The sequence below is a fragment of the Paramixta manurensis genome (assembly GCF_013285385.1).
In the GTDB taxonomy this organism is placed as follows: Bacteria; Pseudomonadota; Gammaproteobacteria; order Enterobacterales; family Enterobacteriaceae; genus Paramixta; species Paramixta manurensis.
Genome location: NZ_CP054212.1, coordinates 1,113,144 through 1,127,930 on the forward strand (window position 1 = coordinate 1,113,144; position 14,787 = coordinate 1,127,930).

The 14,787-nt window shown below is 52.1% G+C and carries 12 protein-coding genes; 4 read left to right on the forward strand and 8 right to left on the reverse strand.

Going from position 1 to position 14,787, the window contains the following annotated elements:
• Positions 1–280: 280 nt before the first annotated feature.
• Positions 281–1,492 (forward strand): diguanylate phosphodiesterase, encoded by a 1,212-nt coding sequence (locus PMPD1_RS05400; protein WP_173633070.1) that lies wholly within the window; start codon positions 281–283, stop codon positions 1,490–1,492.
• A gap of 408 nt (positions 1,493–1,900) precedes the next feature.
• Here PMPD1_RS05400 and PMPD1_RS05405 read toward each other — a convergent pair whose 3' ends face one another.
• From PMPD1_RS05405 to PMPD1_RS05435, 7 genes are all read right to left on the reverse strand, one after another.
• Complete coding sequence (locus PMPD1_RS05405; RefSeq protein ID WP_173633071.1) at positions 1,901–3,502, reverse strand: methyl-accepting chemotaxis protein; 1,602 nt, start codon at positions 3,500–3,502, stop codon at positions 1,901–1,903.
• 306 nt (positions 3,503–3,808) lie between these two features.
• Positions 3,809–5,188, reverse strand: a complete 1,380-nt coding sequence (locus tag PMPD1_RS05410; protein ID WP_173633072.1) for a sugar porter family MFS transporter — start codon at positions 5,186–5,188, stop codon at positions 3,809–3,811.
• A gap of 12 nt (positions 5,189–5,200) precedes the next feature.
• Positions 5,201–5,704, reverse strand: a complete 504-nt coding sequence (locus tag PMPD1_RS05415) for an RbsD/FucU domain-containing protein (protein ID WP_173636123.1) — start codon at positions 5,702–5,704, stop codon at positions 5,201–5,203.
• 85 nt (positions 5,705–5,789) lie between these two features.
• Positions 5,790–7,172 carry a sugar porter family MFS transporter gene (locus tag PMPD1_RS05420; protein ID WP_173633073.1) on the reverse strand — a complete coding sequence of 461 codons (1,383 nt, stop codon included), beginning with the start codon at positions 7,170–7,172 and terminating at the stop codon, positions 5,790–5,792.
• A gap of 14 nt (positions 7,173–7,186) precedes the next feature.
• The gene (locus PMPD1_RS05425; RefSeq protein WP_173633074.1) at positions 7,187–8,152 is read right to left on the reverse strand and encodes a 1-phosphofructokinase family hexose kinase; all 966 of its coding nucleotides are present in this window, start codon (positions 8,150–8,152) and stop codon (positions 7,187–7,189) included.
• Entirely contained in the window at positions 8,149–9,492 is a 1,344-nt protein-coding gene (locus tag PMPD1_RS05430) for an FGGY-family carbohydrate kinase (RefSeq protein ID WP_173633075.1), read from the reverse strand. The genes PMPD1_RS05425 and PMPD1_RS05430 overlap by 4 nt, the downstream gene beginning before the upstream one ends.
• Positions 9,493–9,507: 15 nt before the next feature.
• Complete coding sequence (locus PMPD1_RS05435) at positions 9,508–10,905, reverse strand: FAD-binding oxidoreductase (RefSeq protein WP_173633076.1); 1,398 nt, start codon at positions 10,903–10,905, stop codon at positions 9,508–9,510.
• A gap of 170 nt (positions 10,906–11,075) precedes the next feature.
• Here PMPD1_RS05435 and PMPD1_RS05440 point away from each other — a divergent pair, with 170 nt between their 5' ends.
• The 3 genes from PMPD1_RS05440 (at position 11,076) to PMPD1_RS05450 (ending at position 13,900) form a co-directional block, all read left to right on the forward strand.
• The gene (locus PMPD1_RS05440; RefSeq protein WP_173633077.1) at positions 11,076–11,927 is read left to right on the forward strand and encodes a class I fructose-bisphosphate aldolase; all 852 of its coding nucleotides are present in this window, start codon (positions 11,076–11,078) and stop codon (positions 11,925–11,927) included.
• Between the two features lie 15 nt (positions 11,928–11,942).
• Positions 11,943–12,893, forward strand: a complete 951-nt coding sequence (locus tag PMPD1_RS05445) for a YhfZ family protein (RefSeq protein WP_173633078.1) — start codon at positions 11,943–11,945, stop codon at positions 12,891–12,893.
• Between the two features lie 359 nt (positions 12,894–13,252).
• Positions 13,253–13,900 (forward strand): acyl-homoserine-lactone synthase, encoded by a 648-nt coding sequence (locus tag PMPD1_RS05450; protein ID WP_173633079.1) that lies wholly within the window; start codon positions 13,253–13,255, stop codon positions 13,898–13,900.
• Here the strand turns inward: PMPD1_RS05450 and PMPD1_RS05455 are convergent.
• Entirely contained in the window at positions 13,881–14,624 is a 744-nt protein-coding gene (locus PMPD1_RS05455) for a LuxR family transcriptional regulator (protein ID WP_173633080.1), read from the reverse strand. The genes PMPD1_RS05450 and PMPD1_RS05455 overlap by 20 nt on opposite strands.
• Positions 14,625–14,787: the final 163 nt, after the last annotated feature.

Sequence of the window (14,787 nt, forward strand, 5' to 3'; positions counted from 1 at the left end):
AGACAAAGGAAAATTCGATAGAGAAGTTGTACAGATTTAATTTGTTTGTATAAGTATGGTGACCGGTTAGTTAAAATTGCTTTATGCAAAAAGTGCTATTTGGTTTATTTCAGAACCTAAGGTCAGACTAAGACGGGAGAGGCGGCAACAGGTCATCGCTTCTGCCTTGTTAAGCTAACCTCTGTTTTTTAACGCTGTTATTGGGAAGAATCTTGCGCGACGTAGGGCCAAAGTATTTGTTAAGGTAACCTTTTATCCGCTTCCTCCAATCCGGAACCTTATGCTCACAACTATCATTTACCGTAGCCATATCGATGATGGCGTCCCTGTCAGTACATTAGAAAGCATGGTCGCGGCGGCAAATGTGAAAAACAGCCATGCCGATGTAACCGGCATCTTGCTGTTCAACGGTACGCATTTTTTCCAGTTGCTTGAAGGGCCAGAAGAGAGCGTCTTCGCGATTTATCGACGTATTTGTGAAGATACGCGTCACTATAATCTGGTTGAGCTGTTGTGTGACTATGCGCCTTCGCGCCGGTTCGGTAGCACAGGGATGGAACTGTTTGATTTAAGAGAGCATGACCGGGATAAGGTGCTCCAGGAAGTATTGAACAAAAGTACCTCAAAATATCAACTGGCTTATGACGATCGTGCGCTACGGTTCTTCCGCACCTTTGTTGAGGCGACGGAAAGACAAAACTATTTCGAAATTCCGCCCGGCGACTCTTGGGATTTTGTTCCTGACGAGGATGTACTGTCATCTGAGAGCATACCGCCAATCGCAGAGGTGGCATGCAGCTTTGCTTTTCAACCGGTGATTGATCCACTCGCCCGCGAAGTGGTCTCGCTGGAAGCACTTCTGCGAACGCCGGACGGCAACTCACCGGAAACCTATTTCAATGCGCTATCTGGCGATGATATTTACGCCGCCGATCTCAGCAGTAAGAAAGTCGCTTTCGCCATGGCGGCCGCGTTAAACCTGCGGAAACAAATGCTGTCGGTCAATCTTTTACCCATGACACTGGTAAATGTACCGGGAGCGGTAAACTTTCTTCTGCAAGAAATTAAGCAGAACGGTTTGGTGCCCGAACAGATTCTGGTCGAGTTTACTGAAAGCGAAGTCATTTCACGTTTGGAAGAGTTTACTGGTGCAGTCAGGCAACTTAAGGCGGCAGGCATTAGCGTGGCGATCGATGACTTTGGCGCCGGCTTTGCTGGCCTGTTGTTGCTGGCGCAGTTTCAACCCGATCGGGTGAAGATAAACCGCGATCTTATCCGGGATGTACATAAAAGCGGTCCTCGCCAAGCCATCATTCAGGCGATTATCCAGTGCTGCACTTCGCTGGAAATATCGGTCACTGCGGTAGGGGTTGAAAAACCGGAAGAGTGGATGTGGCTTGAATCTGCGGGCATTACCACTTTTCAGGGCTATCTGTTTGCGGCACCAATGCATAACGGCATTCCTTCGGTGGCGTGGCCGGAGAAGAAGTAAAACCGTCAGGGCAGAGGAAGAGATAACACACCTGAGAGCTTCCTCTGCCGCTGCCCGCGATAAAGATAAAAGAGTATCGTCGCGAAACAATCTCTGTCACACTGTATAAATATCCAACCCTGGAGGTAGTGTGGCCGATGAAAGATGCCTTACCACGGATTTATATGCCCTGATAGGTTCAGCTGCCGGGGAGTTTATCGCGGACGATCGCGCGTTTGGAATTCATGACCTCATACTTACATTGCATACCAGACAATCCGGTCTAAAAGAGGGCGAGTGTCGCCAGTTGTATGATTCTGTTATCCGCCTGCTTGCGGGGCTGATGCATTAAAGACTTTACTACCTGAGTCGCTAACTCAGGGCTAACCCCCGTCGGTTAAACCCCCTCTATGCCTGGCATAGCGCCGCTTATGCGGCGGTGAGGCGGAACTGCTGCGCGCGCTGCGCCAGGCGATCGGAGAGCTCCCGCAACTGTGCGGCAGCTTGTACTTGCCGGGCATTAAGTCCTTCGCTTTGCTGCAATTGGGCGCTCATTTCTACCACTTCCTGGGCAATTTTACTTACGCGGTGGCTCTGGGCCATGGTGTTGTGCTGCAACTCATTCAGTTGTACCACCACGCCGGATACCGCTCCGCTGATTTGGGTAAACAGCGTTTCAAGGGTTTTTACCTTATCGAAACCGTCATTAACATGCTGCCGCGTGTGCTGAATCAGGCCATCGATTTGCCGGGTAGATTGCCCACTCTGCTGCGATAGCAAGCCAATCTCTTTCGCCACCACCGAAAAGCTGCGGCCATATGCGCCCGCGTGTGCAGATTCGATGGCCGCGTTCAGTGCCAGCAAGCGCGTCTGTAACGACAAGTTATCCAGCATGCCGACAATTCCGGCGATATCGCCCGATGCAGCGACAATTTGCTGCATCTGCATTTCCATGTTACCGACTTCGCGCGCGCAGTTATGCATCAGTTCATCGACCGACTGCGCTTCGCGCGTCGCATGTTGTGAGAACTGGGCGCCATTTTCCACCTCTTCGGAGACGCGATGCAAACGCTGCGATAAATGGTGAAAGCTGGCATTCTGCGCCTGGTGCTGCTGCATCGCTTGCTGATTATGCTGTTGCATATTTTCAGCCCCGGCCGCCACGCTCATCGCCACGCTATTAATATCGCTGACAATCTGCTGTAAGCCGTGGCGCATGGTATCAATCGAGTGAAATAACTGGCGAGTTTCCAGCGACTGTCGGCGCGGCGTTTCAAGGCTGGCAACCAAGTCACCGGTAGCAATCTGCGCCAGTTGGGCATTGGCGCGCCGCAATGGCAACAGCACGCCACGCATCAACAGCCACGCACCTGGCAGTAATAGCCCCATCAGCAAGGCATTCACCACTAAAGACATATTACGGCTCTGCTTGAGGGTATTGAGCGTGCTGTGGTTAACCTGACTAAGCTGATGATTAGCCTGTTGGATCTCGCTAAACCAGGCATCGTTAAATTGCTGCTGGAATGCTTGCATTGGAACCATAAAAAACGCGTTAATGTCGTTGGTCGCCAGGCCTTTTAGTTGCTCCTGTAAACCCTCGGTCAGTAGGGCGAAACTCTGCGCCAGCGGGCTATCGGCTCGGGCATGATATGCCGCGAATAATGTTTGCGCCTGTCGGAGTGAATCATTGGCGGCGGCGGCGAGGCTTTTCCAACTGTCCACCGAGCCACTCTCCTTGTCCTGCATCAAATAGATACCGGCGCGATGGCTGTTGTCGCTGGCGGTGAGCAATTCAATACGCGCTTTATCCAACAGCGTCAGCCTTTCGCGCAGATGGTTGGCTTGTTCCAGTGAAGTTTGTGTCTGCGTGACGTGCTGGCTTAATAGCCATACGCTGGCAAATTGCAGTAAACAAAACAGAACGATAAACAGGAGAAACTGGCTCAGTAAGCTGGCCAGCCAGCGCGGCTTACGTAACGCCAAACCGGTACGCAGCCGCAGTGGTAAGGTGATAACAGAAAGGAGTGACATCGAACGCCTCCAAAAAATAAAAAGGAGTATTAAGATGTCAGATGACAGTTTGGTGACAGCGCACCTAATTCTGCGGAAAACAACATAAATCACGGACTTAAATAAAATTATGTCCCGGAGTCCCCGCGTAATCGCTCCTTCCCGCGTTAACCATTAGCCAGGGCCTTCACTGGCCCCTGGCCCAACGAGCGCGACGGTGGGATGTGCTGATGTCATCATTATCCTCCGATCCAGATGGTGATTTACCGCGTTAAGCGCCCGGAGACCATAACATATTTTTCTACGTGACTTGCTTTGGTGCGTGGGTTAGCCAGCACTCATCTCGGCACTAATCTGCTCCAGTGATTTGTCTTTCGTTTCGGTGATGAAAAAGACATTCAGCAAGAACCACAGCAGGCAACAAAAACCATACAAAAAGAAAGGGAAACTGCCATTGAAGAGTTTATTCAGTACCACGCTGTGCGTTAGCATTGGAAAGGTTTGTGAGACAATAAAGCTGCCGCTCCAGATAAGAAAGGTCGCCCACGACATCAGTTTGTCACGAATCATATTAGGGGCCAGTTCTGGAATGATTATCCATAAAATGGGGCCAACGGTGCCACCAAAAAACAGAATATATACAATCATAATCGCCAGCATAAACAGATTAGTGACGCCCAGCCAAATCAATATACCCAACAGCGTAATGGAGAGGAAGCAAACCAACGAGCCAATTATCAGCAGCTTGCGGCGGCCATACTTCTCAATCCGATAAACTGCCCACACTGCGGCGGCAAAGAAGGCAATGCCAATAACTACTTGCTGATAGTAAGCGGTTTTCTCCGTCGCTATGCCGATATTTTCCAGCAAGATATTGCCATAATATAACACCGCATTAATGCCACAAAGATTAGCCAACAGCGCCATCGCGAGAATGGTTAATGAAACCCGACGATATTTTTTTGATAATAGACGCTCGCTGTTTACGGTAGCACTTTGATGTTGGAAGGATCGTTTAATCTCGGCAATCGTGGCCTGGCTATCATACTCATTGCCATTAATAGCGTTGATAATCTGACTGGCTTCTTCTTCCCGGTTTTTCTTTATTAGCCAACGCGGGGATTCCGGTAAAAAACAGGCAAGGATCATAAACAGGCAACCCGGAATCGACATTGCACCCAACATATAACGCCATGAGTACTGCGTTGCCCATTCAGGACTCGGTGTCCAACTGGCGACCAGCGCATTAACCAGATAGACCGCTAAAATACCAAATGCGATCATCATCTGGTAAAAGCCTAAGGTTTTGCCCCGCACTTTTTGTGCGGCTATTTCGCCAATGTAAACCGGTGCGGTGGCCGAGCCTAAACCTACGCCGATCCCGCCCACGATCCTGAAAATAATAAACAGAGTAAAGTTGTAGGGAAAGGCGGTAAAAATACTGGATAACGTTACCAGGAAACCGGTAAGCACCAGCGCTTTCTTCCGGCCAAGCGAGTTAGTAATAAACTGCCCGCTAAACGCGCCAATCATGAACCCTAATACCACTGACGAAACCGCCCATCCGGTACTGATGGCATCAAGTGAAAAATAGTTACTGAGATGAGATATTGCCCCGGCAATTACGGCGGAATCAAACCCGTATAATAGCCCGGCCAACGAGGCAATCAGGCACAATTTATAACTCATACGATATGTAGTATTCATGGTTTACACCAGTCAGTGAGTTTTATTGACTCTTGGAACCGCGTTAGTTTTAATGCGATGCGATCTCTCTACATATTCTGGTAGGATCTTCATCGAGTCATCAAACCAGGCGTCGGGATCGGTGCTAGCCACCAGCGCAAAATTTCCCCACGGCATTAAAGAACCTGAACGAATAATCACTTTCGCCGTGTGATAAAGTTCGGAAACTAATTGCTGATGTGGAATTAAGGTAAAATCGGCGCCGGAGCCGGTGAAAATATCACTGACCCACTGAAAAAGGTGGGGGTTTCCTGCCGGGACTTCATCGGCAAAGATGACATTCTCAATAAAAATCTCCTGCCGCAATACGCGTAATATTTCAAGAATATCAACGCTACCGGCATAGAACGCCAGATCAATGCGGTTGGCGTCTGCCGGGATAGGCGCGCCTGCATCAGTTACCAGTATGATATCGCCGTGCCCTAAACTGGCTAAAGCCGATGCAACCTGTGGATGTAATATTTTTCCTGGTCTCATCATATTCTCCGAAAGTAATGTATGGGTAGTTAATCGCCGTCGAATTAGCGTATTACGTTGTCTATTTTCCTTTTTCTAATGGTGATTAATTACGGTGTAATTCCAGTTCAATTTCTTCCAGTGTTTTTCCTTTGGTCTCCGGCACAGTCGTCAGCACGAATATTAATGCCACCACCGAAATACCCGCGAAAATAAAAAAGGTATTTGCGGCATTAATATTTTCCACTAAGACCGGAAAGAAACGCGAAACCATAAAGTTGCCGCCCCATAGCGCGAAGGTCGCGATGGAGACGGCAATGCCACGTACATGAATCGGGAAAATTTCCGCAATGATGACATAGGCGACGGTACCGTAGGAGACGGCAAAAATCGCCACATACGCCAAAATGCACAGTAACAATAAAGTGGTGTGCGCCTCGCTGGCGCGGAATAACAGGCCGGTACCACCTAGCGTCATCGCCATCCCGATAGAGCCAAAAATCAGCAGCGAGCGCCGACCCACTTTGTCGATTATCCACATGGAAACCAGCGTTGAAATCACCAGCGTCAGGCCGATCAGAACGGTAAACGACATCGCTCCGCCCGCATCCACGCCCGCCGTTTTAAAGATTTCCGGCGCATAATAGAAAATGGCGTTGATGCCGGTAATTTGCTGGAACAGCGCAACACAAAAACCAATCACCAGCGATTTGCGTAGGCGCGGGGCGAACAATTCGCGTAATCGCGATTTCGGTTCACTGTGCAGGGCGGATTGAATCGCCTGTAACTGTTCTTTAGCGGTGGGCTCATCCGGGTTGATGGTAAGCAAGACCTCAAGCGCGTGGCGATCACGACCTTTGCGCATCAGCCAGCGTGGACTTTCAGGCACTCGCGCTAACAGCATAAAAAAGATCACTGCTGGCACAATGCCGGTGGCGAAAATGACCCGCCAGCCATACTCAATATTCCAGCCCTCGCTGGCGTTATTAGCGATCAGCGCCGCAATCGAAAAAATCGCCAGATTGCCGACGCAGTTAAATAACTGATTAAGCGAAACTAACCGTCCGCGAATATGCGCCGGGGAGACTTCGGCGATATAGAGTGGCGCAATGGTGGTTTCAACGCCAATGCCGATGCCGACCAGAATGCGGAACCACGCCAGCATCTCTGGAGAGACGGCCATGGCTTCTCCCAATACGCCGAGGATAAAAATCAGCGCGGTCAGCAGCAGGACTTTCTTACGCCCCACCGAATCGGAGAGCGGGCCTGCCAGCGCTACGCCAAGGATGCAGCCGACAATAATCGATGACGTGACCCAACCGACGCCGTTGGCATCCAGGCCGAATCTGCTTTGCAAGAAACCAACCGAACCGGAAATACTGCCGTTATCAAAACCAAACAAAAACCCGCCAACCGCAGTGACGAATGCGATGAGCAGTACGTTACGCATCCAGCGGTTTTTGGCGGCGACATCTGCATGACTGACCATAATACTCTCCGTGATTAAGCGGGTGAGCGTGGCGAGGACGAAACCGCGCGTACCGCGCAGCGTTGTTGTAAGGTCAATAAATCGATCTCAGCGGCGAGACCTGCCGTTGGACTGGCGGCGTTGGCCGCGCCGCAGGCCGCAGCCAGCGTTAGATGCGCCACCCAGCCGGCCGTAGGGCGCGCAAGTAGGCTGGCGATCAGCCCGGCGCAATAAGCATCGCCGGACCCGACCGCGCTGGCCGTGTCCACTTTCGGCGGCGTGATTTGGTAGTTGCCCTCCGGCGTTAGGGCGAGGGTAGGGCGCTGACCGTCGGTGATAATCACGCAACGCACGCCTTGTTTCAGCCAGGCGTGGGGTAAGTCTTGCCCTGAGGTGTCGCTGGCCTGTTGTAGCTCATCGCGATTGATTTTGATGATGTCGGGCAAGGCGGCGGCAGATTGCAACAGCGCCGGACCGTGGGTGTCGAGCAGCGATAACACGCCATGCGCGCGTGCCAGCGTTATCCAACGCCCGTATTCATCCGGCGTGAGGTTTTGCGCCAGCGAACCGGTGCAGACTACGGCATGGGCGCGCGGCATCTCATCCGCCAGCAGCGTATGGAGGGAGCGGTGCTCATCAGGTTGAATCACCGGGCCGACGGCGTTGTAGACACTGGCTTTTTCCGGCGCGGCTTTCTCGGTCACCACTTCGCAGATACGCGTGCTGGCGGCGATTTCGCACCAGCGTCCCGCCAGCCGTTCTTGTTCCAGCAACTCGCCACACAAACGACCGGTCGCTCCACCAAGAAAGCCAATCAGTAGCGGTGTCGGCGCATTTTCCATGTGTGGCTGAAGTTGGCGTAACACCCGCGCCACATTCACGCCTTTGCCACCCGCCAGCGTTTTATCATCCAGCAAGCGGTGTACTTCGCCAGGCCGCTGCTGCTCAACCAGCAACAGGCGTTCAATAGCCGTATTCAACGAGGCAATCAGCACATTCATAGGCGATTCTCCCGATGCGTCGCAATAAGCCAGCTTTCGCGGGCGATCATGGCGGCACCGGTGGCGACCGGTTCGGTGAGTTCACTGACGAACAGCGGCATTTGCCAGCGCTGTTTACGGTGCGCCAGCATTTCCTCGCGCTGAAACAGTGACCCCATCAACACCGCATCCTGTGGGCGGATCGCGCCAATTTCACACATCTGCGTGAGGAGCTGGAAGGCACGGTCGGCAATCTGATTCAGCGTGGCCTGCACCACATCCGCCGGTTGGATACCTGCGTTGAGGTGGTGCAGTGAAAACAATCCCAGCGCTTCATCTTCATTGACCGATACTGATACGCCGGGCGTCCGTCCTTCCTCAAGCAGGTCATGGAAAAGCCGATCATAATCGCCCTGATAGAACAGTTCGGTAAGCGTTTGGATAATTTTGCCGGAGGGCGTGGCGCAACCCATCACCAACTCTCCGGCTTGCCAGGTGCGTTCAATATCCACGCCTAACTGCCAGGCGATGGCGGCATCCGGGAAGTGAGGCGTCAATACCATCAGGTATTCAGAGGTTCCAATGGAGTCAAACACGTTAGTGGGCTGTCGGTTTTGTACCGCCCAGGCGGCGACGATCTGATCATGTCCGCCGATAAATACACTGGCGCCGGAGCAGAGCGCGACGCCGGGCAGAGCAGTGGACAGAATTTCGCCGCAACATTCACCGGTGTCCGCCGTTTTAGGAAACAGTTCAGGATGCAGCGCAAGACGCGTCAGCGTGGGTTCATGCGGTTGCATCGCGCGTAAATCGAAACATTGTGAATGGGTGACTTGCGAGCTAGAGGCGCGCCATTCACCGGTTAATTGCCACATCATGTAGCTGCCGAAATCCACCCACTGTGCGGTTTGCCGCCAAATATCGGCATGATGTTTACGTAACCAGCTTAACCGCGCCGGGCTTTGGTTCGGGCGTGAGCGCATACCGGAGACGGCGTAATGCTCCGGGCTATCGAGCCAGTGGTGAACCTCACTTTCCAACGCCGCTTCAGGATAATTTTCCCACCAGGCGAGAGAGGGGTAGATCATCTCGCCATGACGGTTTACCGCGACGGACTCCTCCTGGCCAAACGTGCCGATCGAGAGAGCGGCCAGCGAACCGTGGGCATGTGCGGTGTGGTGCGCATAGTCAATAATCAACGTCGACAGGGCTTGCCACACGGCTTGTGCATCGTGAAAGGTCAGCCCGTCGCGCTGCATTACCGGCGTGCGGAACTTTTTCACCGGTAGCAGCGTTCCCTCTTCGCTGATACCGATGATTTTTATGTGAGTGGTGCCAATATCAATGCCGAGAAACCACATCGTGATTGTCCTCAGTTATAGCCCCAGTTTGCCCGGATTCAGGATGCCGTTTGGATCGAGCGCCTGTTTGACCCGGCGTAACAGTAAGTGTGCCGACCCGAGTGATTCCCGCGCATACGGTGAGCGGATCAGGCCGCCGCCATGGTGATGAGAGAGTTCGGCGTTATGCTCAAGGCAGACACGCATCGCTTCACGCCAGATAGCGCGGAGTTTTTCTACCGCTGCCGGGTCAGACTCTTCGCGTCCAAGTAAAATCATGTACATTGAGGTGCCCTGCGGGTAGACGTGAGAGAAATGCGACAGAACCTCGTCCGCCATTGGGCTGAGTGCGTTGTTGAGAGCGTGATACAAACTGGCGATGCCATCCCAGTTGTGCGCCACTTCAATCGTCTCGGCAAACCCGCCAGGCGTCGCGAGTCGTTTTTCGACCGTTGAAAAATCAAAACGACGATCCATCCATTTCAGTACGCCCTCGGTACCGAGGGAGGTACCGCCGTAGCGATGCACCAGCGCCATAAATGCATCCATTTCGGCGCGCGCAACTGCCGCAACGCCTTGTGTGCCAAGAAACATTACCGGCTTATCCTGCGCCGGATTTTGCATGGCATGGCGCGCTTCGACCGTGTTGTAGAGCCGTAACAGGAATGGGCGTAATCCCGCCATCGCCTGTTCCCGCATGATTTGTAAACCTGCCTCAACCGAAGGCAACTCCAGCGTGTCGTACAGGCGCGTTTGTGGTAGCGGGAAAATCTTTAATTGTACCGATGTCACCACGCCCAGGGTGCCTTCTGCGCCGATAAACAGTTGACGTAAGTCCGGCCCCATTGCGGCGCGTGGCGACGCTTGCAGGCGAACCCGCTCACCGGTCGCGAGGATCACCGTGTAAGCGGTAATCAGATCTTCGATCCCGCCGTAATAAGAGGAAAATTGCCCGGTAGCCAGCGTTGATAACCAACCGCCGACGCTGGAGAGATAGAGTGATTGGGGGGAATGGCCCAATGTCCAGCCCATTTGCTGGAGTTCGTCTTCCAGCTTTCCGCCGTTGTAGCCGGTTGAAACTTCTACCGTCAGATTAGTGGTATTAATTTCACGCTGTTGTGTCATCGCGCTTAAATCCAGCACGATACCGCCGCGGGTTGGCAACGGTTGCCCGGTTACCGAAGAGGCCAGCGCCCGTGGCGTAACCGGCGTATCGTTGGCGGTCGCCAGCGCTAAAACTTGTTGGATCTGCTGTTCATCGGTGACTTTCACCACAACATCGGCCTGATAATCGTGGCACCCTAAATGCTTGAGTTTGGTCGACAGCGGCCAGGTATCGTGGCTGGAGGCCTGCAGGCTATCGCTATCGGTCAGCACCTGCGGTTCAGGAATAACGTTCTTAAGTGCGGTAATAAGATGAGAAATGTCAGACATACCAACTCCTGCTTGTCTAATTTAAAATCATGTTCTGCGCGTTTTAATGGGATGAAAACGTACAGAGGGTATTCCATTGACATCCAAATTAAGGCTAATATACGATCAATTTGCAGAAATCAGCAAATTGCATTTTTCGCTTTTTCTCAACTTTGTGAAGGAGAGCAAGTATGGATTCCCGAACCGGAAAGGCTATTCGCTTAGGACGTATTTTGCGCCCCGAAACCGGGCGTGCGGTGGTGGTTGCCGCTTCTCACGGTGTGATGTCAGGCCCACCCTCCGGGCTGAAAACGCGCAGTGAAATCGACACAGTATTTGCGCAATTACGCGGCGCTGACGGGGTGATGGTGTCGCCGGGGATGATTCCGCTGGTAGAGAACACCTTCATTGGGCGCGATCGCCCTGGTTTTGTGTTGCATCTGGACTGGAAAAATCATGCGCGTTCCATCTATACGCCCGGTAAAGATGGGCGTAGCGAAGGCGTATTGGCTCAATTGGCGGAGATCAGTGAAGTTGCCGCCAGCGGTATTGATGCGGTGATGACCTATATGTACCTGGGGCAGAAAGATACTGCGCTGGAGCAGGCAGAGATCGTGCGGAATACCCGTATTGTCCGTGAATGCGAGCGTCATGGCATTGCGGTAATTATTGAGCCGCGCTCCGCGTTGGAGGGGGTCGATCCGGATGCGCTGAGCGCGAAAGTCATGAGCATGTATTGCCGAATTGCCGCAGATATTGGTGCGGACCTGGTGAAGGCATTATGGCCTGGTTCAGTGGAGGATTTTGCTGCAGTAACAAGCACCTGCTATACTCCGGTACTGCTTGCCGGCGGGGCAGGCGGAGAAGATCCACGCTCAACGCTGCAATTGGCGGCCGACGCTATGCAAGCGGGTGCGAAAGGGGTGATGTTTGGACGGCGTATTTTTCGTGCGCAACAACCGGCCAGCGTTTTGCGCGCACTGAATGCGGTGGTACATGAAAACCAGAGCGTCGAACAAGCGTCACGGCTTCTGGAACAGTAAGAGTCGACGGAAACAATGACGGTTATCGCGAATGATGCGAAACAGCTTTCCCCGGTAGCGTTTATCGCTCGCACTATTCTTTCTCTTGGGTTGTCTGGCCGCCTGCCTACCACCTCCTGGTATCAGGAGGTGTTGGAAATTGGCTCCGGCACGGTGCAGAAAGCGCTGCAAGAGTTGAAGAAATCAGGCGCCGTTAAGCTGGTTTCACGTGGGCATCAGGGAACGTTTGTGGTCGGTTGGGATTTTTCTCTGCTGTGGGATGCGGCGCGTATGCCGCCAGTGCATATCTTGCTACCGCCGCGCGGTTCTCTGGAGGCGACGCAGGTCGCCTCCGCGTTGGTGCAACAATCTAGCCAGTGGGGCGTCGTCACCACTATCGGCTACCTGCGCGGCGCGCGTTCGCGCCTTGCCGCTTTTCATCAAGAGGCGGCAGATATTGTGTTGCTGTCGTCAGGCTCGGCGCAAATGCTGATGGCGAATGCCGAAGCGCAAGGTTATGAATTATTTGAAGTGGGTAACGGCAGCTACTACCGTCCTGACAGTCTGGTGGTGGTCGAAAAGGCTAATATCCTACCTGGCGGGCGTTTGCGGGTCGGTATTGATTTTCACTCCAGCGACCATCAGCGCCTGACGCGAGCGCAGTTTCCTGAACATCAATATGATTACGTAGAAGTGGATTTTACGCTGCTGCCGCGCTCGGTATTTTTCGGCGAAATAGATACCGGCGTTTGGCACCAGGAGGCTTCGCTTATTCCGCTGGATAAAGTGGGGCTTAAAATCCGTCCGCTGGATAACGCGCAGGCGCAGACGTTGGCCGAGGCGATTTCCAGCGCGGTGCTGGTGGTGCGTTCAGCTTCGCCGGTTGCCCGGTTACTGCGTCAGTTGGATATGCAGGCGTTGCGCCAGCAATCATTGCAACCGTTGGATATGTTAAACGGCGTGCCACTCGCCTTTCGTTTGCCCTGAGTTAACCTGATAACAGCCTGTAACCTTAGGTGTCCTGCTTTTACGGTAGCCATCGTCAGGCCAATATACTATCCGGGCTGAAATATCCGCCTGAATATCGGCCAGGGCTATCCGGTATTTTCTGCTATTTTCTTATATCCTCAGTTTCCGGGCTTCGATAAAGAACCTTGAGCCGAGTACGGCTTCACTCTTCTGCACTTCTTCCGCCACCTTTACGGCATAGGTGATGTTTTTACGGCGATTTTTCCTTTAAAATCTCAGCTTACAGATGCCTGCGCCAGACGTAACACGCGTTTCAACTACTTAAAGACCGATCATTAGGCGCATGTGGGCAATGAAAATTTTATCAGGGAGATGGCATGCTGAGATTATTCGATGTCAGTTACGACGAGCTGACGGAAATACTGTCTGATGATCTTTACCGGTTAAGGAAGCAGACCTTTAAGGATCGTTTAGGCTGGGAAGTCACCTGTATCAATGACCAGGAATTTGATGAGTATGACAACCAAAATACGCGTTATATTCTTGGCGTGTATAACGGTCAGTTAGTTTGTAGCGTCCGTTTTATTGGTGTCGCCCATCCCAATATGATTACGCACACCTTTCAGGCGTTTTTTAGCGATGTGGCGCTGGAGGTGAATAAGATTGAATCAAGCCGCTTCTTTGTGGATAAAGACCGAGCCAAACGGTTGTTGGGCGATCGTTATCCCATCAGCTACATCCTGTTTTTATCGATGATTAATTACGTGCGTCATTACGGCGGCGAGGGTATTTACACCATCGTCAGCCGGGCGATGTTGACGATATTAAAACGTTCCGGTTGGCAGATAGAGCCGTTAAAGGAAGCATGGGCTAGCGAGAAAGAGCGCATCTATCTGGTCTATTTGCCGACGGATGACAAGAGCCAGACGCAACTGGCCGAACGGATTAATCAGTCCCTACAAACCGACTTTAGCGCGCTAACGTCATGGCCATTAGCGCTGCCGGTTACGAAAGCTCCGGTTTAATCAACTCCAGTTCAACGCCCAGCCGAATTGCTTGCCGGGCGTTATTCACCCCCAGTTTGCTGACCACGTTCCCCATATGAAATTTTACCGTACGGGTTGAAATACCGGCGATGACGGCGATTTCCGCATAGGTTTTCCCCATGCTAGCCCAGTAAAGGATTTCATTTTCGCGCGGGGAAAAAATGGCTTTATCCGCACCGGCTTCCCGCTGACTTTGACGCGCTGGTGATGCATCGCGATTTAGCATATGCATTTGCTCATTAATTTCAATCAGCAACATTTGCAGTGCGTTACGGTTTGCCACGACATTATCTTCCAGCCCCTCTTTCACGTTATTATCAATAATTAACGATAACAGGGCTAAATTGTTCATATGATCGTGAAGCACGAACGTATAGCCATTGACGATGTTGTATTTTTTCGACATCGAGAAAATTTTCGTCAACTTCAGATCCGACATCAGGGTGATATTTTCATCCCAGGAAAAAGGCGAGGTACGCCGGAACGCGGTGAGCACCACCGGATCGATATGGTGAAGATTCGAAGCCCGGTAAATATCCACCCATTCATCCGGATAACTGGAGATAATGAGAATATTAGACGGGTTTTTTTTATGCACTACGGTATAGGCATATTCGGGGCTGCCATAAGCGACTAATTTCCTGTCGATATAATCACGCAAGGTTTCTGTGATGATTGCATTATCGGTAAAGAGAGAAGACATTCCGGGCTCCCTGAGTGACTGGCATTCCCTGGTTCAATGCTGGCATGTACTAAAGGTCAGGTAGGTACAGCACCTAAGTACAACTTACGAGATTAACTCGCTTCTATATAATAAAGGCATAAAAATGAAACACAAAAAAAAACCTGACTACATGAGAGTCAGG